This window comes from Paracoccus marinaquae, assembly GCF_018860165.1.
Lineage (GTDB): Bacteria > Pseudomonadota > Alphaproteobacteria > Rhodobacterales > Rhodobacteraceae > Paracoccus > Paracoccus marinaquae.
Map to the genome: position 1 here is coordinate 159499 of NZ_JAHKNG010000004.1, position 21119 is coordinate 180617.

22 protein-coding genes and 1 riboswitch are annotated in these 21119 nt (G+C 66.5%); of the genes, 13 read left to right on the forward strand and 9 right to left on the reverse strand.

The window, feature by feature from the left end; genetic code table 11:
- Window positions 1-14 precede the first annotated feature (14 nt).
- Genes KNW02_RS04365 through doeB form a run of 5 tightly spaced genes read left to right on the forward strand, consistent with a single transcriptional unit; the run spans window position 15 to window position 4815 of the window.
- Window positions 15-719 carry a maleate cis-trans isomerase family protein gene (locus KNW02_RS04365; RefSeq protein WP_216032048.1) on the forward strand — a complete coding sequence of 235 codons (705 nt, stop codon included), beginning with the start codon at window positions 15-17 and terminating at the stop codon, window positions 717-719.
- Complete coding sequence (gene eutB, locus KNW02_RS04370) at window positions 713-1666, forward strand: hydroxyectoine utilization dehydratase EutB (RefSeq protein ID WP_216032049.1); 954 nt, start codon at window positions 713-715, stop codon at window positions 1664-1666. The genes KNW02_RS04365 and eutB overlap by 7 nt, the downstream gene beginning before the upstream one ends.
- Window positions 1663-2640, forward strand: coding sequence for a cyclodeaminase (locus KNW02_RS04375; RefSeq protein ID WP_216032050.1), 978 nt, complete (start codon window positions 1663-1665; stop codon window positions 2638-2640). The genes eutB and KNW02_RS04375 overlap by 4 nt, the downstream gene beginning before the upstream one ends.
- Entirely contained in the window at window positions 2633-3829 is a 1197-nt protein-coding gene (gene doeA / locus KNW02_RS04380) for an ectoine hydrolase DoeA (protein WP_216032051.1), read from the forward strand. Before KNW02_RS04375 ends, doeA begins: the two co-directional genes overlap by 8 nt.
- Window positions 3826-4815, forward strand: coding sequence for a N(2)-acetyl-L-2,4-diaminobutanoate deacetylase DoeB (doeB, locus tag KNW02_RS04385; protein WP_216032052.1), 990 nt, complete (start codon window positions 3826-3828; stop codon window positions 4813-4815). Before doeA ends, doeB begins: the two co-directional genes overlap by 4 nt.
- A gap of 36 nt (window positions 4816-4851) precedes the next feature.
- On the opposite strand, the gene KNW02_RS04390 is transcribed toward doeB, so the two are convergent.
- The 8 genes from KNW02_RS04390 to KNW02_RS04425 all read right to left on the reverse strand — a co-directional run bounded on the left by KNW02_RS04390 (window position 4852) and on the right by KNW02_RS04425 (window position 11944).
- A complete protein-coding gene (locus KNW02_RS04390; RefSeq protein ID WP_216032053.1) occupies window positions 4852-5364 on the reverse strand; it encodes a DUF1036 domain-containing protein in 513 nt (170 codons plus the stop codon).
- A gap of 26 nt (window positions 5365-5390) precedes the next feature.
- Window positions 5391-6020, reverse strand: coding sequence for a hypothetical protein (locus KNW02_RS04395; RefSeq protein WP_216032054.1), 630 nt, complete (start codon window positions 6018-6020; stop codon window positions 5391-5393).
- 320 nt (window positions 6021-6340) lie between these two features.
- Entirely contained in the window at window positions 6341-7402 is a 1062-nt protein-coding gene (locus KNW02_RS04400; RefSeq protein ID WP_216032055.1) for an AbrB family transcriptional regulator, read from the reverse strand.
- Window positions 7356-7655 carry a DUF4387 family protein gene (locus KNW02_RS04405; RefSeq protein ID WP_216032056.1) on the reverse strand — a complete coding sequence of 100 codons (300 nt, stop codon included), beginning with the start codon at window positions 7653-7655 and terminating at the stop codon, window positions 7356-7358. The genes KNW02_RS04400 and KNW02_RS04405 overlap by 47 nt, the downstream gene beginning before the upstream one ends.
- Window positions 7652-9013 carry an acyclic terpene utilization AtuA family protein gene (locus tag KNW02_RS04410; RefSeq protein ID WP_216032057.1) on the reverse strand — a complete coding sequence of 454 codons (1362 nt, stop codon included), beginning with the start codon at window positions 9011-9013 and terminating at the stop codon, window positions 7652-7654. The genes KNW02_RS04405 and KNW02_RS04410 overlap by 4 nt, the downstream gene beginning before the upstream one ends.
- 1 nt (window position 9014) lies before the next feature.
- Window positions 9015-10541, reverse strand: a complete 1527-nt coding sequence (locus KNW02_RS04415; RefSeq protein ID WP_216032058.1) for a tripartite tricarboxylate transporter permease — start codon at window positions 10539-10541, stop codon at window positions 9015-9017.
- A gap of 3 nt (window positions 10542-10544) precedes the next feature.
- Entirely contained in the window at window positions 10545-10988 is a 444-nt protein-coding gene (locus KNW02_RS04420) for a tripartite tricarboxylate transporter TctB family protein (protein ID WP_256447682.1), read from the reverse strand.
- Window positions 10985-11944: a Bug family tripartite tricarboxylate transporter substrate binding protein gene (locus tag KNW02_RS04425; protein WP_216032060.1), complete on the reverse strand. Its 960-nt coding sequence runs from the start codon at window positions 11942-11944 to the stop codon at window positions 10985-10987. The genes KNW02_RS04420 and KNW02_RS04425 overlap by 4 nt, the downstream gene beginning before the upstream one ends.
- Before the next feature lie 105 nt (window positions 11945-12049).
- Between KNW02_RS04425 and KNW02_RS04430 the strand changes: the two genes are divergently transcribed.
- The 5 genes from KNW02_RS04430 to KNW02_RS04450 all read left to right on the forward strand — a co-directional run bounded on the left by KNW02_RS04430 (window position 12050) and on the right by KNW02_RS04450 (window position 17050).
- A complete protein-coding gene (locus tag KNW02_RS04430) occupies window positions 12050-12715 on the forward strand; it encodes a response regulator transcription factor (RefSeq protein WP_216032061.1) in 666 nt (221 codons plus the stop codon).
- Window positions 12712-14112: a sensor histidine kinase gene (locus KNW02_RS04435; RefSeq protein WP_216032062.1), complete on the forward strand. Its 1401-nt coding sequence runs from the start codon at window positions 12712-12714 to the stop codon at window positions 14110-14112. The genes KNW02_RS04430 and KNW02_RS04435 overlap by 4 nt, the downstream gene beginning before the upstream one ends.
- A complete protein-coding gene (locus KNW02_RS04440; protein WP_216032063.1) occupies window positions 14070-15095 on the forward strand; it encodes an ABC transporter substrate-binding protein in 1026 nt (341 codons plus the stop codon). Before KNW02_RS04435 ends, KNW02_RS04440 begins: the two co-directional genes overlap by 43 nt.
- Before the next feature lie 43 nt (window positions 15096-15138).
- A riboswitch (FMN riboswitch) is annotated at window positions 15139-15267 on the forward strand.
- A 75-nt stretch (window positions 15268-15342) separates the two neighbouring features.
- The gene (locus KNW02_RS04445; protein WP_216032064.1) at window positions 15343-15816 is read left to right on the forward strand and encodes a 6,7-dimethyl-8-ribityllumazine synthase; all 474 of its coding nucleotides are present in this window, start codon (window positions 15343-15345) and stop codon (window positions 15814-15816) included.
- A gap of 79 nt (window positions 15817-15895) precedes the next feature.
- Window positions 15896-17050 carry an iron-containing alcohol dehydrogenase gene (locus KNW02_RS04450; protein WP_216032065.1) on the forward strand — a complete coding sequence of 385 codons (1155 nt, stop codon included), beginning with the start codon at window positions 15896-15898 and terminating at the stop codon, window positions 17048-17050.
- Window positions 17051-17053: 3 nt separating this feature from the next.
- On the opposite strand, the gene KNW02_RS04455 is transcribed toward KNW02_RS04450, so the two are convergent.
- On the reverse strand, window positions 17054-17476 hold the full coding sequence (locus tag KNW02_RS04455) for a DUF1489 family protein (RefSeq protein ID WP_216032066.1): 423 nt from the start codon (window positions 17474-17476) through the stop codon (window positions 17054-17056).
- 225 nt (window positions 17477-17701) lie between these two features.
- Between KNW02_RS04455 and KNW02_RS04460 the strand changes: the two genes are divergently transcribed.
- From KNW02_RS04460 to KNW02_RS04470, 3 genes are all read left to right on the forward strand, one after another.
- Window positions 17702-18370 (forward strand): recombinase family protein, encoded by a 669-nt coding sequence (locus KNW02_RS04460; RefSeq protein WP_216032067.1) that lies wholly within the window; start codon window positions 17702-17704, stop codon window positions 18368-18370.
- A 220-nt stretch (window positions 18371-18590) separates the two neighbouring features.
- A complete protein-coding gene (gene tig / locus KNW02_RS04465) occupies window positions 18591-19925 on the forward strand; it encodes a trigger factor (protein ID WP_216032076.1) in 1335 nt (444 codons plus the stop codon).
- 610 nt (window positions 19926-20535) lie between these two features.
- Window positions 20536-21119, forward strand: a 584-nt coding sequence (locus tag KNW02_RS04470) for a helix-turn-helix domain-containing protein (protein WP_348524678.1), incomplete at its 3' end; no start/stop codon positions are given.

Below are 21119 nucleotides of genomic sequence, written 5' to 3' on the forward strand. Positions count from 1 at the left end.
GAAGGTCAAGACAGATGTGGCGCGACAATCTGAACCGTTTCGGGCTGATCGCCCTTGCCACCGATCTGACGGTCGAGGCTGACGCCGCCCGCCTGCTGCCCGGCGATTGCCGCCTGCATGTGACCCGCATCGCCTTCGACAATCCGACCACGGCCGAGAACCTGCGCCGGACCGGCCCGCATCTGGCCGCCGCCGCCGCCCTGCTGGTGCCGGGGGTCGAGCTGAAGGGCATCGGCTTTGCCTGCACCTCGGCCTCGGCCGTCCTTGGCCCGGAGGTCGAGCGGGCCATCGGCGCACGCGCCCCGGTCAGCACCCCGGTCGGCGCGGCCCTGCGCGGCTTTCACGTGCTTGGGGTCGACAGGATCGCGCTGATGACGCCTTACCTCCGCGAAACCACCGATCTGGTCGGCGATCATTTCGAGGCCAGCGGCATGCGCGTCGTGACCCGCCATTCCATGGGCTATGCGGACGACCGCGACATGGCCATGCTGTCGGGCGACGAGGTCGTCAATTTCGCGCTGGAATCGGATCATCCCGATGCCGAGGCGCTGTTCATGTCCTGCACCGCCCTGCCGGCTGTTCCGGTGATCGAGCGGATCGAGGATCAGTTGGGCAAGCCGGTCATCAGTGCCAATCTGGCGCTGTTCTGGTCGATGCTGGATCAGGCACGCATTCCCGCCGCCGGACCGGGCCGGCTGTTTCAGGTGCGCACATGGTGACGATGGACGATGTTTCGGCGGCGGCCGGGCGGATCCGCGGCCTGGTGCGGGTCACACCGGTCAAGCTGTCGCCCAGCCTGTCAGCGCTGGCCGGCGGGCCGGTCTGGCTGAAATGCGAGCAGCAGCAGGAAACCGGCGCGTTCAAGCTGCGCGGGGCCAGCAATGCCGTCGCCCGGCTGGGCGATGTGGCCGGCGTCACCACCGCCTCGACCGGCAATCACGGCCGCGCGCTGGCCCATGCGGCACGGGCACAGCGGCTGCCCGCGATCATCTGCGTCTCGCGCCTCGTGCCGCAGAACAAGCTGGACGCCATCGCCGCGCTTGGCGCCGAGGCACGGATCGCCGGCGCCTCGCAGGACGAGGCATTTGCAGAGGCCCGCCGCCTGCAACGCGACGAGGGTTTCGCGCTGATCCCGCCCTTCGATCATGCCGAGGTGATCGCGGGGCAGGGGACACTGGGCCTCGAAATCCTGAGCCAGATTCCCGATGCCGCCGCCATCGCCATTCCGCTGTCGGGGGGCGGGCTCCTGTCGGGCGTGGCGCTGGCGGTCAAGGCGCTGCGACCCGATATCCGCATCATCGGCATCTCCATGGAACGCGGCGCGGCCATGGCCGCCAGCCTTGCCGCCGGGCATCCGGTCGAGGTCGAGGAGGTCGAGACGCTGGCCGACAGCCTGGGTGGCGGGATCGGGCAGAAGAACCGCCTGACCTTCGGCATGGTGCGGGCGTTGATGGACGACCTGATCCTTCTGAGCGAGGACGAGATCGCCGCCGGCATCCGCCATCTGGCGCTGGAGGATGGCGAAACCGTCGAGGGTGCGGGCGCCGTCGGCGCGGGCGCGATCCTTGCCGGCAAGCTGCGGACCGATGACCCCTTGGTCCTGATCCTGTCGGGCGGCAATATCGATCCGGCCCGCCATGCCGCCATCGTCAGGGGAGAGAGATGAGCGATATCCTTATTCTGACCGAGGACCAGCTGCGCCAGCGGGTCAAGCTGGACACCGCCGCCATCGGGGTGATCGAAACCGCCTTTGCGGCCCTGGGCCGGAGCGGGGTGGTGATGCCGCCGGTCCTGTCGATGCAAATGCCCGATGTGAAGGGCGAGTTGGACGTGAAGACCGCCTATGTGCCGGGCCTGGCGGGTTTTGCGGTCAAGCTGTCGCCCGGTTTCTTCGACAATCCCTCGAAGGGCCTGCCCTCGACCTCGGGGCTGATGGTGGTGCTGTCCAGTGAAACCGGCCGGGTGCAGGCGGTGCTTCTGGACAACGGCTATCTGACCGATATCCGCACCGCCGCCGCCGGCGGGGTGGCCGCGAAACACCTGTCGCGCGCGGACAGCAGCCGCGCCGCGATCTTCGGGGCCGGCCTTCAGGCACGGATGCAGCTTCAGGCACTGTGCCTCGTCCGCCCGATCCGCGAGGCGGTGATCTGGGCGCGCGATCCCGACAAGGCGGCGGCGCTGGCGGCCGAACTTGACGGTGACGGCCTGACCGTGCGTGCCGAGGCTGACGCCGCCCGCGCCGCCGCCTTTGCCGATATCATCGTCACCACCACCCCGTCGCATCACCCGATCCTTCAGGCCGACTGGCTGCGTCCGGGCCAGCATGTCACCGCCATGGGCAGCGACCAGCCCGACAAGAACGAACTGGATCCCTATTGCCTCGACCGGGCCGATCTCTATGTGGCCGACCGGGTCAGCCAGACGCGGCTGATGGGCGAGTTGCATGCCGCGCTTGAGGCCGGGCTGATCGTCGAGACCGGCGATATCCCCGAACTGGGCGACATCATCCGCGGCCGGCATCCCGGTCGCACATCGCCCGACCAGATCACCATCGCCGACCTGACCGGAACCGGCGTGCAGGACACCGCCATCGCCACCCACGCGCTTGCCGCCTTTGCGAAAGACGCCACGCATGCCTGAACTGCAAAGAACGCCCGAACGGTTCTCGACCGACGAATACGAACAGCGGTTGCAGAAGACCCGTGCCAGCATGGAAAAGCTGGGTCTCGATCTGCTGATCGTCTCGGATCCGTCGAACATGGCCTGGCTGACCGGCTATGACGGCTGGTCCTTCTATGTCCATCAATGCGTGATCGTCGGCCCGACCGGCTCGCCGATCTGGTTCGGGCGCGGGCAGGACGCGCAGGGCGCGCTGCGCACCGTCTGGATGAGCGAGGACCGTATCATCGGCTATCCCGACCATTACGTCCAATCGGTCGAGTATCACCCGATGGACTACCTCTGGGCGCAACTGGCCGACCGGGGCTGGCATCGCGGCTTCATCGGCGTCGAGATGGACAATTACTGGTATTCCGCCAAGGCGCATGAGCGGCTGGTCCACGGTCTGCCCGAGGCGCAGATCCTTGATGCGACCGGGCTGGTGAACTGGCAGCGCGCGATCAAGACGCCGAAGGAACTGGCCTATATGCGCAAGGCCGCCCGCATCGTCGAGCGCATGCACCGCCGCATCGCCGACAGGATCGAGGTCGGGATGCGCAAATGCGATCTGGTGGCCGAGATCTATGATGCCGGGCTGCGCTATGACGAATGGGCCAGTCATGGCGGCGATTATCCGGCCATCGTGCCGCTTCTGCCCTCGGGGCCGGATGCGGCGGCACCGCATCTGACCTGGGACGACATGCCGATGAAGGTGAATGAGGGCACCTTCTTCGAGATCGCCGGCTGTTACCAGCGCTATCACTGCCCGCTGTCGCGCACGATCTTCCTCGGCAAGCCGCCGAAAGAGATCATCGAGGCCGAAAAGGCGGTGCTGGAGGGCATGGAGGCCGGGCTGGGCGCCGCCCGCGCCGGCAATACCTGCGAGGATATCGCCGCCGCCTTCTTCACCGTTCTGGACCGCCATGGGATCACCAAGGACAACCGCACCGGCTATCCCATCGGCCTGTCCTATCCGCCCGACTGGGGCGAGCGCACCATGTCCCTGCGCCGCGGCGACCGGACCGAGTTGAAGCCCGGCATGACCTTCCATTTCATGACCGGCCTGTGGATGGAGGACTGGGGCTACGAGACCACCGAATCCATCGTCATCACCGAGCGCGAACCGGAACTGCTGTGCAATATTCCGCGCCGGATGCTGGTGAAGTCATGAGCCGCAATCCGATCTCGGCCACGATTCCGCTGGACGGGCAGGGCAAGGCGCATGGGTTCCTGCGCCTGCCTTACAGCCGAAACGACAGCGCCTGGGGCAGCGTGATGATCCCGCTGACGGTGATCGCGCGGGGCGAGGGGCCGACCGCCCTGCTGACCGGCGGCAATCACGGCGACGAATACGAGGGTCCGATCGCCCTGCAGCAACTGGCATGGGAGATCGAGGCGGCGGATGTGACGGGCCGGGTCGTCATCGTGCCCTATATGAACTACCCGGCCTTCCGCGCCGGCACGCGGGTCAGCCCGATCGACCAGGTGAACCTGAACCGGGCCTTTCCGGGCCGTCCCGACGGCACCCCCAGCCAGAAGATCGCGAACTATTTCAACGACGTGCTGGTGCCGATGGCGGATATCGTGCTGGATTACCATTCGGGCGGCAAGACGCTGGATTTCCTGCCTTATGCGGCGGCGCATTACCTTGACGACAAGGACCAGCAAGCGAAATGCGTGGCCGCCGTGAAGGCTTTCGGGGCGCCCTACACGATGATGATGCTAGAGATCGACAGCATGGGCATGTTCGACACGGCGGTCGAAACGCAGGGCAAGGTCTTCGTCACCACCGAACTGGGCGGCGGCGGCACCGCCACGGCACGATCCGCGAGGATCGCCATCCGCGGGGCGAAGAATGTGCTGCGCCATGCCGGCATCCTTGCGGGTGAGGTCGAGGGGCCCGGCGACAGCATCCTGCTGGACATGCCGGGCGACGACTGTTTCCACTTCGCCACCCGCGACGGGCTGATGCATCCGCTGGTCGATCTGGGCGATGCGGTCAGGGCCGGCCAGCCCATCGCCCGCATCTGGCCACCCGACCGCACCGGGGTCGCGCCGGTCGAGGTGCCGGCCAATCGCGACGGGTTGATTGCCGCCCGGCATTTCCCCGGCCTGATCCAGACCGGCGATTGTCTGGCCGTGATCGCGGTCGCCTGAAGCGAATCGGGCAGCCGCGACCTGCCCGCAGGTGTTTCAGCGGAAATTCGTGCTGACGAGGCTGCCCCGCAGGGTCGCTTTGCGAAAGCCCACCGGCTTTTCCGCGCCCGAGCACGAGGTTCCCGCGCGTCCGCTGGCGTTGCCGGGATTGAGGCAGAACGCGTTGCGGCCAGACCAGCTTTGCCCCTTGCCGACGGCGAAATAATAGGCCGTCGAGACGGGGATGGTCGGCATCGTCGCGCATTTGCCCCTGGCAAGCGGGATCCAGCCCGTCGACCGCCAGCCGGTTCCCTCGGGCCACAATGCGACCGCTTGGACCAGAGCCTGTCCCGACAGGTTGCACATCTGCCAGCCGGCCGTGCCCGCACCGGCTCCACGATCACTGCCGCCGCCGTCCATGCCGCGACCGAAGCCACCCGAGGTGCCTCGATCGCTGGGCCGGTCCGGCACGCTTCGGGTCGGGGTCTGCGCCGCGGTGGCGGTTGCGAAGGCCACCAGCAGCGCCATGAACAGGGCGCTGCCCCGTTTGCTGCGGTCTTTCCAAGACATGACAAGTTCTCCTGTGTTACTCGTACTCAATCTCCGCCGGGCATTTCCGGCGGATCGGGAATGACGAAATCGACCGGGTCGCTGTCGCTTTCGATATCCTCCTCATCAAACACCGGACTTGCGACGCCCGGTTCATCATCGACCCGCGGACGTTCGCGCAACGGCCCCTCGACCACGTCGACGCCATAGAGAAACCCGACATAGATCAGCAGATAGAGCAGCGAGATCATCAGAACGAAGGTGGCGACCGAGCGGGTCTTGAAGGACAGGCTGGCCAGTTCGGTCTTGACCTCGACCTCGTCGCGTTCGCTCGAGGCCCGATCGAACTGGCCGGCCTGCGCGAATTGCCAGAAGGCAAAGCAGATGCCGCTGACGCTGATCAGCATCGACACCCAGAAGATGTATTGCGAACTGCGCAGGCTCCACTGGAAATTGGTCTTCGCCTGCTCCAGCGTCCAGATCGAATATTCGAACGCGTGGCGGTTGAAGCGTTCCTCGTAATCGCTGAGCGTGATGTCCGGATCGATGGTGAAACCGGGCGCGTTCTGGCGCAGATCCAGCCAGAACAGCAGCAGCAGAACCGCGACGGCAACCGCAATCGAGGCCGCGACATGCCATGGCTGGATCTGATTTCCGCTCTCCGGTCCGCTGCTCATCGGAATAAACCCGTCACCCCGCGCCTTCCGCCTGTTGAACTGGCTTCTCATGCGACACGTTCAGATGCGTTCTCCATCGTGCTGGCGCGGGACCGGCGTTGTCGGCACCGGCAGACGCCAAACAGAATGAATAAGGCGGATATATTATCTCATATTATGTTTTAATTTTACAGAATTAATATTTACATTTGCGAAATTCAAAAGTGATGATCGCGGCCACGGTTTTTCAGTGGCTTGTGAACCTGTTGCGGCGCCGCCATTTGCGCACCGCCGCGTCGCGGGGCGATCGCGGGCAGGGGACAGGGTCCTGGGCGGGCAGGTCAGCGCCGTGACATGATCCGGGCCACCACCGGGGCCAGCATGATGACGATCACGATGCGCAGGATGTGATGGCTGACCACATAGGCCAGATCGGCGCCGGCAAGGATGGCGATCACCACCATCTCGGCCTGTCCGCCGGGCAGGAAGGCGAGGAAGGCGTCCAGCGCCGGGGCGATCTGCAACTGCACGATGATCTCGAAGAAGATCAGGCTGATCCCGGCAAGGGCGATGGCATAGACCAGCCCCGCGGTGACATCGATCCGCAACTCGCGCGCGGTGATCCCGGCATACTGGATGCCGACCGCGATGCCGATGAAGAACTGTGCTGCCTGGATGATCTCGGCCGGCGGGCGGTGGGTAATGATGCCGGTCAGCGACAGCACCGTGGTCAGGATCATCGGCCCAAGGATCGAGGCGCCGAACAGGCCGATCCGCTCGGCGATCTTCCAGCCGAAGAAACCGGCGGCGACCATGATGGCGATCTCGACCGGGTCGGTCGCCCGGATCGAGTCGCCCGGCGGCCGCGACAGATCGACCCCCCAATAGGCGTTCATGATCAGCGGGCCGACGGTCACGATCACCAGCACCCGCGTCGCATGGATCAGCGACAGCGCCCGGACATCGCCGCCCGCCTCCTGGCCGAAGACCAGCATGTCCTGCAGCCCGCCCGGCATGGCCGCATACCACGCGGTCGGATGGTCGAAGCCGAAGCCGCGCCGGAACAGCGGATAGCCGACCATCGCGATCACCGCGATGAAGGCCGGCACGAAGATCAGCGAGGCGGCGATGCCGGGCAGCCCGGCCAGCACCTCGGGCGTGATCGAGGCCCCGACCGCGACGCCCAGAAAGGTGCGCATGAAGACGCCGAACTGCCCGGCCCCGGCCAGCGGCGCGCCCGCAAGGGCGGCGATGAGGCAGGCCAGCATCGGCCCCAGCAGCAGCGGCAGGGGCAGGTTCGACATCAGGAACGCAGCCGCCCCGACCGCAGCAATGGCGAAGGTCAGCGCGCGTTTCCTAAGCAATCTCAAGCTCTTCCAGAAGGGCCGCGTATTGCGCGCCATGCATGTCGCGATCCTCGGCCGAGCCCTGCACGACCGGGCGCGGCAGGCTGAACTTGACCACCCGCAGTTCCTCGATGTCGAAGCGTTTCAGCAATTGCTCGGGCACGTCGTAAAGCGCGGCGACGGCGCTGCTGGACAGCGCCTGCCGGACCTGGCCAAACACCTCGGGGCGGTCGCAGAAGATATCGATCGTGACCCAGAACGGCCCGGCATTCTTGGACCGCACCTTCAGAACCATATCACCCAGTCTCATGCCGGAACCTCCGCGCCGATCTCGCTGACTTCAAGCCGGAAGGCCGCCATCGGGTCATCCAGATGCATCACATGGTTCAGCGCGAATTCATACAGCGCGCCGCGGTCGGTGGTGGCCGGCGAATAGGGGAAGGCGAAGGTCGGCAGTTCCTCGTCGTCGGTCAGCGGGTAATGCAGCACGAAGGGGTTGATCAGCTTGCCGATCTCGCCGGCCTCGGCCTGGCTGCGGGCGGTGATGATGCCCAGAACGCCGACCTCGACCGGATCGCCGCTGCGGTTCTCGAGCCCGCCGAGGGCGCCGTTCACGCCGATCAGCCGGAATTCGAGGCCGTAATCACCGGTGGTCAGGCCCATCCGCGTCTCGATCTCGCTGGTCAGGAAGCCGGTCAGCCGGTCGATCCATGCCTGCGCGTTCCGGACATAATGGGCGTTGCGCAGGATGGCGAGGATCGTGGTCTGGTAGCCGGCGATCCGTGCCCCCTCCAGCTTGACGGTGTAGGGGCCGGGGATCCAGCGCGAGCCCTCGACCCGGACGCGGCGGGGGTCGAGCGCGGTATAGCGCGCGCCCGTCACGTCCAGATGCCCGCCCGGCTCATAGAGACGGAACGGGTCCGAGTTCTCGTAGAGCATGTGGGCCGAGACCGAATGCGGGGTGCAGGCGGCGGTTTCGGCCAGTGGCTCGACCGTGAAGCCGGTCTCGTCGAAATCGACCATGATCACGCCCGAGGTCGGGTTGGTCGAACACAGCGCCCCGCATTCGGCGATCTTGGCACCGTGCCAGGCCCCGCCCGCCGCGTCGCCGCGCGACAAGGGCAGGGCGGCGATGGTGGCGGTGTCGGTGGTCCGCCCGGCGATGACGATATCGGCGCCGGTAGCCAGCGCCGCCTGAATCTGCTCGGCCCCGGCCAGGGCCACGACGTTCGACAGATCGTCCAGCCGGATTTCGGGGGCCGGGGTCAGCGGGTCGATGCGGCCGGCCTGCAGGGCCTGCGCCACGCGGGCGATGGGCTGGCCGGAATAGAGCCTTGCGATCCTCAGCGACTGGCCCAGTTCGCGGGCCAGTTCGACGGTGATCTCGTACATCCAGTCCACGGTGGAATCGGTGCCGCAGGTGCCCGCGGTGCCGATCACCAGGGGAACGCCGGCCTCGGCGCGGGCGGCCATCAGGGTCCGCCATTCCGATTTCGTGGCGGCGCGGGAGTATTTCGAGACCCCGGCGCCAAGGCTGAAGGGCCCACTGTCAGTGGACCCTCCGTCGATACAGATGATGTCGGGCTTCATGGCGACACCGCGCGCCAGCGCCTTGCGGTCGAAACCCAGTCCCAGCACGCCCGAAGGCACCAGTACGCGTGTCGTCATCTCAGTCCTCGTTCAGGCTCGGGTCGGTTTCGGGAAGCGGCGGGGTCTTCAGCACCTTGCGCAGGAAGATCGGCGCCAGGAAGCCGGCCAAGGCGGCGATCCACAACCCGATCGCGATAGGCGTGCTGAAGAGGAAGGTCCAGTCGCCATTCGACAATACCATGGCACGGCGCAGGTTGTCCTCCATCGCGTTGCCCAAGAGGATGCCGAGGATCACCGGAACGGTGGGGATATCCAGCTTGCGCATGATATAGCCCAGTGCCCCGAAGCCGACCATCATCAGCATGTCGTAGCTGGAGCCAGTCAGCGAGTAGATGCCGACAAAGGCCACCATCGTCACGCCCGGCAGCAGGATCCAGGCCGGCACCGACAGGATGTGCACGAAGACCTTCACCATCGGCACGTTCATCAGCAGCAGCACGACGTTGGCGATCAGCAGCGCCGCGATCAGCGACCAGACCACCTCGGGCCGTTCGGTGAACAGCAGCGGGCCGGGGGTGATGTTCAGCGTCAGCAGCAGCGCCAGCAGAACGGCGGTGGTCCCCGATCCGGGCACGCCCAGCGTCAGCATCGGCACCAGCGCACCACCTGCGGCGGCATTGTTGCCGGCCTCGGGGGCGGCCACGCCGCGCGGATTGCCCTTGCCGAAGGTCGACTTGTCGCGGGCCGAGGATTTTTCCGCCATATAGGCCAGGAACGATCCCAGCGAGGCCCCCGCACCCGGCAGCACGCCGGCCACGAAGCCGATGCCGGTGCCGCGCAGCATGGCGCCGGTCGTGTCCTTCAGCATCCGCCAGGGCACCAGGATCTTGCCCAGCTTCACGCCGATGGCACTGTCCTTGCCGTGGGTCTCGATGAAGAAGAACACCTCGGCGACGGCGAACAGGCCGACGATGGCGACCAGGAAGTCGACGCCGTCCATCAGGTGCATCTCACCGAAGGTGAAGCGCGGCATGCCGGTGGTCTGGTCCATCCCGATCATGGCGATGGCAAGGCCGATGGCCGCAGCCAGGGCCGCCTTGGCCTGATTGTTCGAGCCGATCCCGCCCAGCGTGCAGAAGGCCAGCATGTAGAGGGCGAAATACTCGGCCGGGCCGAACTGGAAGGCCACCTGCGCCAGATAGGGCGCAAAGATCATCAGCCCGATCGTCGCGAGGAACGCGCCCACGAAGGAGGCCACGCCCGAAATCACCAGCGCCTCGCCGGCCTTGCCCTGCCGGGCCATCGGATAGCCGTCCAGCGTGGTCATCATCGCCGGCTCGTCGCCCGGGATGTTCAGCAGGATCGAACTGATCCGGCCGCCATACATGGCCCCGTAATAGACCGAGGTCAGCAGCACCAGCGCCGAGATGGCGTCAAGCCCCATCGAGAAAGAGATCGGGATCAGCAGCGCCACGCCGTTCGATGGCCCGAGGCCGGGCAGGGCGCCGATGATGGTGCCGACAAAGCAGCCGATCACCGCCAGAAGCAGCGTATAAGGCGAGGCGGCGATCTCGAACCCCATCGCCAGGTTTGCAAGGATGTCCATGGCTCAGATCCCCCAGCCAGCGGGCAGGCCGCGCAGGCCCAGACCCAGAACGAGACGGAACAGCACCCAAAGCCCGATGCCCAGGCCGATGCCGGTGATTGCGGCGCGGGCGGGCCGGCCGCCGATCTGCCAGCTCAAGACGCCCGAGGCGATGGCGGTGGGGATGATGAAGCCGACCGGCGTGATCGCATAGGCATAGCCGATCAGCACCAGCAGCGCCAAGCCCAGCTGCGCCAGCATCGGCCCCGCGGGCCATTCGGCGTCCGGGTCCGGGCGCAGGATCATCGCCACCGAGCACAGGATCATCACCGTGGCGATGATATAGGGAAAGATGCGCGGTCCCACCGGGTCGGTCATGAAGCTGTCTTCGATCTGGCTGGCACTGAGGATATACCCCAGTGCCAGCACGATCATGACCGCTCCGAAAATACGGTCACCACGGATCATTTCAGCAACCCGATTTCTTTCGAGACTGCTTGAATCTGCGCGATGTTGTCGGCCACGAAGGTCTCGAACTCGGCACCGAAGATGTCATAGGGGGCAAGGCCGTTCTCGGCCATGATGCTCTGCCACTGTTCGCTGGCGCCGACCTTCTTCAGCATCTCGACCCATTCGTTATAGCGCTCGTCGCTGATATCCTTGGGCACATAGACGCCGCGCCAGTTCATGGCGACGATATCGACGCCCTGTTCCTTGGCGGTCGGCACGTCGTCGAAGCCCGCGACGCGCTCTTCCGACAGCACCGCGATCGGGCGCACGTCGCCCGAGCGGATGAAGCCGGTGATCTCGGACAGGTCGCCCGTCATCGCCTGGGCGAAGCCGCCTACCGTCTGGGTGATGGCGTCGGCGCCGCCGTCAAGGCCGATATACTTGACCTGCCGGGCCTCGGTGAAGCCGGCCTTGTCCAGCATCATCAGCACCTTCAGGTGATCGAACCCGCCCACGGCCGAGCCGCCGGCAAAGGCCACCTTCGAGGGATCGGCCTTCACCGCCTCGACCAGATCGTTGAGGTTCTGGTAGGGCGCGTCATTGGCCACGACGATCACGCCGGGATCACCGCCGATCGAGCCGACCCAGCGGACCTGGTCGGCGGTCGCGCCGGCAAAGGCGTTCTGCGCCAGGCGGGTGGTGGTGGCCGAGGAGGCCGCCACGAAGACCTCGGGGTCGTCGTTGCGGTCGCCCACGACATGCGTATAGGCCACGCCGCCGCCGGCACCCGAGAGGTTCGTCACCTGCACCATGTTCGGCACTTCGCCCAGTTCGGTCAGGATCCGGCCGACCTGGCGGCAGGTGAAGTCCCAGCCGCCGCCGGGATTGGCCGGGGCGATGCATTCCTCGGCGGCCGCGGGAATGGCGGCACTCGTCATCAGCGCGGCAATGGCCGCACGGCTCAGGTATTTCATTCTATCCTCCCAATGAAGGCGCCCAGAGGGGCGCGGACTTGCAGGTTACAAAATTTGCTGAGAAGCTGACACCAACCTGTCACGAAATGCGAAAAAAGCGGATGCATGCGGTTTCTTCTGGTCGAGGATAGCGACGATCTGGCGGCGGCGGTCGCCTCGCGGCTGGCGATGGATGGCCACGGCGTGGACCGTGCGGCCACGCTGGCCGAGGCGAAGGAATATCTGGAAAGCGCGCCTTACGACCTGATCTTGCTGGATATCAGCCTGCCGGATGGCGACGGGCGCGAATTTCTGGCGCGCGAGCGCGGCGCCCGGCGCGAGACGCCGGTAATCATGATGACGGCCAGCGCCTCGGTCAACGACCGGGTCAACACGCTGGATCAGGGCGCCGACGACTACATCACCAAACCCTTCGATTTCGCCGAGCTTCAGGCCCGTTGCCGCGCCGTGCTGCGCCGTCATGCCGGCGCCGCCGACAGCCGCCTGCAATATGCGGGCTTCACCTTCGATGCGCTGGCCGCGACACTGACGGTCGGCGATGAGGTGCGCGAATTGCGCGCCCGCGAATTGCGGCTGCTGGAGATCCTGCTGTCGCGTCCCGGCCAGATCTTTTCCAAGCCGCATCTGATCGACCGGCTGTTTTCCTTTGACGAGGAGGTCAGCGACAACGCCATCGAGGTCTATGTCGGCCGGTTGCGGCGCAAGCTGGACGGCTCGGGCGCGCGGCTCGAAACCATGCGCGGCGTGGGCTACCGGCTGATCCCGGAATGAAACCCGCCGCAGCCTCTCCGGCCGGATTCTCGCTTCGACGGCGGCTGGTCTGGCAATTCGCCGCCCTGTCGCTGCTGCTGGTCGTGGCGCTGTTCTTCGCCGTGCGCTTTGCGGCCGAACGCGCCTCGCGCGCCAGCCAGGACGCGGTGCTGGGCGCGGCCGTGATCTCGGTCGGCGACGGTATCCGGGCCGTGGAGGAGGAACTGGAACTGGATCTGCCCTATGCCACCTTCTCGATGCTGGGCGCGATGGGAAACGAGCGGATTTTCTACAGCCTCAGCACCGGAGACGGGCTGGTGACGGGCTATGACGACCTGCCGCAACCCCAGGTGACGCCGGGCGACCTGTCGCCGGTCTTCTATGGTGCCGACTACCGGGGCAGCCGGCTGCGGCTGGCGGCGCTGACGCGCCGCGTGCTGCTGGGGCAGCGGATCGAGGAAATCACCGTGGTCCTGGGCCAGACCCGATACGGGCAGGCCGCCATTGCCCGCGACACCGCCCGCAGCGCGGCATGGATCGGGCTGGGCTTTCTGGCGCTGACGGTGCCGGTGGCGCTGTGGGCGGCGCGCGCCGTGATCCGTCCGGTGGATCGGCTGGCCGAGGCGGTGACCCGGCGCGGGCCGCAGGATCTGCGCCCGGTCCTGCATCCGGCCCCGCGCGAACTGGTGCCGCTGATGGGGGCGCTGAACGGCTTCATCGCCCGGCTGCGCGGCGCGCTGCAACTGGCCGAGACCTTCATCTTCGAAGCCGCCCACCGCATCCGCACGCCGCTGTCGCTGGTCCGCACCGAGGCCGAGATGGCGCTGGCCGAAACCACGGACGAGGCCCTGCGGCAGCGCCTGCGCCGCATGGTCCGGGCCATCGGCGAAAGCAGCCGCTCGGCCAACCAGATCCTCGATCATGCGATGGTGCTCTATCGCAGCGACCAGTTCATGGCCGAGCCGGTCGATGTCGCGGCGCTGGCCGGATCGGTCCTGCGCTCGGTCCGCGCGGTGGCCGAGATGCGCGATATCGAGATGCGCGCCGAGGGGCTGGATCAGCCCTGTCCGGTCTTGGGCGACGCACGCATGATCGAGGTGGCGCTGCGCAACATCCTCGACAATGCCGTGAAGTTTTCCCCCGACGAGGGCAATGTCCTGCTGCGCCTGTCCCGCGATGGCGGCATGGCCCGGATCGAGGTCACCGATCAGGGCAGGGGGCTTGTCGCAGGCGATGCCGACCTGACCGGCCGTTTCCGGCGCGGCAGCAATGTCGGCGATGTCGTCGGCTCGGGCCTTGGCCTGACCATCGTCACCGAAGTCGCGGCCGCGCATGGCGGCCGTTTCACCCTGTCCCCCAGACCGGAGAAAGGCACATGCGCGACCTTGTTCTTGCCGCTGTCCTCGGCCTCGGCCTGAGCCTGCCTGCTGCGGGCTACGAGATCGAGGTCGAGCAGGTCTTCGGCCCCGAGGACGGGCGCGAGATCCGGGTGATCTCGACCACCGATCTGGTCTCGATCGACAGTGTATTGCGAGATTTCGTCGAGGGCCATCCGGGCAGTCGCATCCGCTATGCCCAGGCCGCCAGCGTCGAGGTGTTCCGCGCCATCCATGACGAGGGGGCGGCCTATGATCTGGTCATGTCCTCGGCCATGGATCTGCAGATGAAGCTGGCCAATGACGGCTTTGCCGCCTCGGTCCAGCCGCAGATCGGGGCGCTGCCGGCCTGGGCGCGCTGGCGCGACCAGCTCTACGGGGTGGCGCTGGAGCCGGTGCTGACACTGGCCTCGCGCCGGGCCTTCGGCGATCTGCCGATCCCGCGCACCCGGCGCGACCTGATCGCCATGCTGCGCGAGAACCCCGACCGCTTTGACGGCCGCATCGCCAGCTATGACCCGCGATCCTCGGGGGTCGGCTATTTCCTGATCTCGCAGGACAGCCAGCAGTCCGACGGGTTCTGGCGGCTGGCCGAGGTGATGGGCCGGCTGAATGCGCGGCTGTTCTGCTGTTCGGGCGAGATGATCGACGAATTGCGCGCCGGGCGACTGGCCATCGCGTATAATGTCGTGGCCAGCTATGCCGCGCGCTATACGCCCGACGATCCCGACCTCGTGCGGCTGGCGCTCGAGGATTATACGCTGGCCATTATCCGCTCGGCGCTGGTGCCGGCGAATGCGGGCAATCCCGAGGGTGCGACGGACCTGCTGTCCTATCTGCTGTCGCCGCCGGCGCAGCAGCATTTCGCCGAAAGTTCCGGCACCGCGCTGATGCCGGGCGCCGGCCAGCCGCCGCAGCCGCATCTGCGGCCGATCCGGCTGGATGCCGGGCTGCTGGTCTATGACGACCAGTTGCGCCGGGCCGGGCTGCTGAGCGAATGGAACGCCGCCATGGTCCAGCCCTGAGCCGCAACCGTCTTGGCGGGGCGGCGTTTCGGTGCTATCGCCATGCCGTTCTCAGGGCGGGGTGCAATTCCCCACCGGCGGTGACAGCCCGCGAGCGCCTTCGCATGAAGGGTCAGCAGATCCGGTGAAATTCCGGGGCCGACGGTGAAAGTCCGGATGGAAGAGAACCGGGGCCGGTCCTTTCCCAGGGATCGGTCAAGGCTCGTGCTCTGGGGCCTGACGCTGTTTTAACGGAGGGTTCCGAAAGATGACCAACACCAATCCCCGCATCGCCTTCATCAAGGCCCGCTGGCATGCCGATATCGTCGATCGCGCGCATGAGGGTTTCCTGGCCGAGGCCGCGAAGCTGATCTCCGGCGCGCAGATCGACAGCTTCGACGTGCCCGGCGCCTTCGAGATGCCGCTGCTGGCCAAGAAGCTGGCGCTGAGCGGCGCCTATGACGCCATCGTGGCGGCAGCCTTCGTGGTCGATGGCGGCATCTATCGCCATGACTTCGTCGCCGGCGCCGTGGTCACCGGGCTGATGAATGTGGGGCTTGAGACCGGCGTGCCCTGTTTCTCGGTCTCGCTGACGCCGCACAACTATCAGGAGACCGAGGCCATGACGGCCTTTTTCCGCGATCATTTCGTGCGGAAGGGGGCCGAGGCGGCCGAGGCCGTGCGTCAGGTCCTGGCGCTTGAGAGCCGGCTGGCCGCCACGCAGCGCGCCTCGGTCGCCTGAGGCCGCGGGAGGACGCCCTCTCGACAGCGGGCGTCCGAACCGGGATATCTGGGGCCTGCCCACGCGACGGAGTGTCCCCATGCCCAGCCTCTTTGCCTTCGCCACCGCGACCGAGATCCTGTTCGGCCGCGGGCAGTCCGATGCGGCACCGGCCCGGGTCGCCAGGCTGGGGCGGCGGGTGCTGCTGGTGCATGGCGGCAATCCTGCCCGCAGCGCCGGCCTGCGCCGCGCCTTGGGCCTCATGGGCTGCGAGGTGACCGGCTTTGCGGTCGCGCATGAACCCGACATCGCGCTGATCGAGGCGGGCGTCCTCGCCGCGCGCCGCGCGGATGCGCAGGTCGTGGTGGCAATGGGCGGCGGGGCCGTGATCGACGCCGGCAAGGCCATCGCGGCGCTGGTTCCCGCGACCCGGCCGCTGCTGGATCACCTTGAGGTGGTGGGGCAGGGGCTGCCGCTGGATCACCCGCCGCTGCCCTTCGTCGCCCTGCCGACCACCGCCGGCACCGGCGCCGAGGTCACCCGCAACGCCGTCATCGCGGTGCCCGAACACCGCCGCAAGGTCAGCCTGCGCGATCTGCGCATGCTGCCGCATCTCGCCATCGTCGATCCGGCCCTGACCGATCATTGCCCGCGTGCGGTGACACTGGCCTCGGGGCTGGACGCGGTGACGCAGGTGATCGAGCCCTATATCTGCACCCGCGCCAATCCGCTGACCGATGCGCTGTGCCGTGACGCCATTCCGCGCGGTCTGGCCGCGATCCGGCGGCTGATGCAGGCCGAGGATCCGGCGGCGCGCGACGAGATGGCCTGGGTCAGCCTCTGCGGCGGGCTGGCGCTGGCAAATGCGGGGCTGGGCGCGGTTCATGGGCTGGCCGGGCCTCTGGGCGGGCTGACCGGGGCCGCGCATGGCGCGATCTGCGGGGTGCTGCTGCCGCATGTGCTGCGCGCGAATCGCCGCGCCGTCACCGACCCGGCGCTGGCCCTGCGGATGGGCGAGGTGGGCGGCTGGATCGGCCGGGCCTTCGGCCGCGACGCCGCCTCGGTCGAGGATGCGGCGGCCCTGCTGGCCGACTGGTCGCAGGATGCGGGGTTGCCGAAGCTGACCGCGCTTGGCATCGATGAGGCGGCGCAACAGGCAGCGGCGGATGCGGCGGTGTCCTCGTCCTCGATGAAGGCCAATCCGGCGATCCTGTCGGTGGCGGATCTGCGCGACCTGATGCGCACCGCCGGCTGAGGCTCAGACCAGACCCATCTCGGCCAGTGCAGCGGCGACCTCGGGCGGCAGCGCCTCCTCGTCGCCGCGCCCCCGCGGCAGATCGGGGGGCGCGTCCGTGCCGGCCAGATAGCGCCAGCCCTGAAATGGCCGGCGCGGCACCGCGGCGACCCGGATCAGGTCGCGGTCCAGCACCAGCGCGCAACGGCGGATGCCGTCCTCGCCGATCCGCTCATCCAGTCGCAGCAGGCGCTGGCGGGCCAGCATGACCCCCTTGAACACCCAGTAGATCGAGCCGCCCTGCAACAGCTCACCCTCACGTTTCGGCCACATGCGGGTCACATGCACCGCCGGCGCGTCGCCGAAACGCTGATCCTGCCAGGCGGCCAGATCTTCGGGGCCGTCGGATCCGACGCAGAGCTTCATGAGATTCAGCGGGGCAGGCATGGGCGCAGGATAGGCGTCCGGACAGGGGGCCGCAAGCCACCGTGGCAGGCGCAGTCGCGGGTGCCGGCCCCGGCCATCACCCGATCCGGGGCGCGTCGTGGCTGCAAGATGCAGTTTCAACGCGGCGTGGATAATATACCCATGGGCCAAGTTGATCTCAACCGTTAGGTTTGCGTGTACATAACGATTCGTTTCGATGTGGTGGCTGGCTGCGGGAGGGACGATATGCAGATCGACAAGAATGCGGTTCTGTCCGGCAGGGCAGGGCCCGGGCCGGGATCAGGCATTCCCGGGTACGTCATCTATACGCGGGTCGGCGACGAAGACCTGGGACGGGTCACTGTCTGCCTTGCCGCGCAGGAACACGATATCGCGGCATTCGTGGCCGAACGCGAGGAATACGACATCGCCGGGCGTTTTTCCGATCGCGAGGCCGGTTCCGGGAATGCGCATGACGGATTGCGTCAGGCCCTGTGCCGTTGCCACGAGACGGGTGCGGCGCTGCTGATCTCGCGCCTGGACCGGCTGCCCATCGCGAACATGGGGTTGGCTCCGTTCTTCGACGACCCGCAGATCGCCCTGCGGGTTGCAGTGCTGCCCGGCGCCAGCCCCGACGAGCTTCGCGCCCATGCCCGCCTTGGCGAGCAGGAAAGGCGCTGCGCCGCCAGCCGGGCGGCGGACAATCTCAGGAAAAGCCGGTCCTGGTCCGGCGCCCCCGAGACATCGGCTCCGGACCGGACCGAGCAGGTCGCGCGCATCGCCTTGCCGATGCGCGAGAACGGCGCGACCCTGCACGACATCGCCATGGCCCTGAACCGCGCCGGGCTGACCACGCCCCGCGGCAGCGCCTGGCGGCCGGCGCAGGTGTCCCGAATACTGCAGCGGATGACATAGGATCGGGTTGAGCGCCGAAAAAGCCCGGGCGGCATCTGCCTTGCGCGGCGGTCCTGCAAAAGGTCCGGGGCAGGGTGCCCGCATGACGGACCCGCGCGGCCGGGCCCGCGTCCTTTGGCAAGGGCCGCAATCCGCTTGCAGTGCCCCGTCTGCGCGACTAGAAGTGCGGAAATTTTCAGGTCGCCACGACCCGGCGGCCCTTCTGGCTATGAGGAAGATGATGCAGGTCAAGGAAACCCGGAACGAAGGTCTGAAACGCGGCTATCAGTTTACCCTGCCCGCAGCCGAGCTGGCCGAGACGGTCAATGCCAAGCTGAAAGAGGCGCAGCCCGAGATCGAGATGAAGGGCTTCCGCAAGGGCAAGGTGCCGCTGGCGATGCTGAAGAAGCAGTTCGGCCCGCGCGTGATGGGCGATGCCATGCAGGAAGCCATCGACGGCGCCCTGCGCAAGCATCTGGAAGAATCGGGCGACCGCCCGGCGGCCCAGCCCAATGTCGAGATGGATAACGGCGAGGGCTGGAAGGAAGGCGACGACGTGATCGTCACCGTCTCCTACGAGGCGCTGCCGGCGATCCCCGAAATCGACCTGGGCGATCTGAAGCTGGAAAAGCTGACCGTGGCGGCCGAAGAGGCGGCGATCGCCGAAGCGCTGGAAAACCTGGCGAAATCGGCGCAGGACTTCGAGGATCGCCGCAAGGGCAGCAAGGCCAAGGACGGCGATCAGGTGGTGATCGACTTCAAGGGCTCGGTCGACGGCGAACTCTTCGAGGGTGGCTCGGGCGAGGATTACCCGCTGGTGCTGGGCTCGAACAGCTTCATCCCCGGCTTCGAGGCGCAACTGGTCGGCGCCAAGGCCGATGACGAGGTCAAGGTCGAGGTCAAGTTCCCCGAGGAATATGGCGCCAAGCATCTGGCCGGCAAGGACGCGGTCTTCGACTGCACGGTGAAGGCGGTCAAGGCCCCGAAACCGGCTGAGATCGACGACGAACTGGCCAAGAAATTCGGTTCCGACGATCTCGAGGCGCTGAAAGCCCAGATCGCCGGCCGCCTGGAGGCGGAATATGCCGGCGCCGCCCGCGCGATCATGAAGCGCGCGCTGCTGGATCAGCTGGACGACAAGGTGAAATTCGAGCTGCCCGAGTCGCTGGTCGAGGCCGAGGCGCACCAGATCGCGCATCAGCTGTGGCACGAGGAAAACCCCGAGGTCCATGATCACAACCACGGCAGCATCGAACCGACCGACGAGCACAAGAAACTGGCCGAGCGCCGGGTGCGTCTGGGCCTGCTGCTGGCCGAGATCGGCCAGAAGGCCGAAGTGAGCGTCTCGGATCAGGAGATGACCCAGGCGGTGCTGCAGGCCGCGCGCCAGTATCCGGGCCAGGAACGCGCCTTCTTCGAGTTCATCCAGCAGAATCAGGCGGCACAACAGCAGCTGCGCGCACCGATCTTCGAGGACAAGGTCGTCGATCACATCGCCGAACAGGCCGGTGTCACCGAAAAGCAGGTCAGTAAGGAAGAACTGGAAAAAGCCGTCGAGTCCCTGGACGAGCTATAAGGCTCACTTTCCTCACGATGGTAAGCCGCGGCCATATGGACCGCGGCTTATTATTTTGGCGATAGGCCACCCGCAAGCGCGTGAGACGCGAATGAGAGGTTTCCATTTCCTGATTGCGGGTTGTCGGGAGTTTGGAAGCGCCGTTTCTCGGCAGGCCCGCTCTCGTAATAGAGTTTGAAGATATTTTCCATAATACCGATTATTGCGACTTCGATCATCTCTGGTTGAAAGTGTAAAGGTCCCTTATAGATGAGACTCCTATTATGAGACTGGATCTGGCGTTGAGTGCTCCGTCGGGACGTTGGTAAAGGCTCCTCAGCGGTGTGGTTCGTGCAAAACCCCTGTTGAGACCCGGGATCCGGTCATGGCCACGCGCGGCGCTATCTGAAGGCTGCGTGTGGCCATGATCTCTCACCTGCGCTGACCTTGCCGAAATCGGGATCGCCAAGCTTATCACAGAGCTTCAGCACAGCATCGCGCATGACTGATCCGACACCTGTTGATTTCCACCCAGAACTGACCCGGGAGAGCGCGTAATTTCCATTGAGAATTGACCCATGTGACCCTCCCCGCAACGCAGCTTGCAGCGGGGGATTCCGGAGTGATCCACATGGGACTTTTGAACGTCATCCGCCGCATGGCCTTGCGGGAAAAGCTGCCGATCCGAGAGATCGCACGCCGAACCGGCCTGTCGCGGAACACCATCAAGAAATATCTGAGAGCAGGGACGATCGAGCCGAAGTTCAACGTTCCGGCTCGGTCGAGCAAGCTTGATCCCTACGCTGAAAAGCTTGCTGCGTGGCTGAAGACGGAGGCTGCAAAGTCACGCAAGCAGCGCCGAACCCTGAAGCAGTTGCATGGCGACCTCGTGGCGCTCGGCTACACGGGGTCCTACAACCGGGTTGCGGCCTTCGCCCGAAAATGGCGGGTAGAACGCCAGCGCGAACAGCATACCACCGGGCGCGGCATCTTCGTCCCCTTGTCGTTCCGGCCCGGGGAGGCCTTCCAGTTCGACTGGAGCGAAGACTATGCGGTGCTTGGCGGAGAGCGCACGAAGTTGCAGGTCGGGGAGTGTCAGGAACTCTGTGTATCTGATCCGGCCCATGCAGTTTCAGATACTCAAGCGGCGAAGCGCTCGCCGAACATTATGGCGAACTGGTTGCGGGCCGCAAACCATTCCCGGACGTTTCGGCC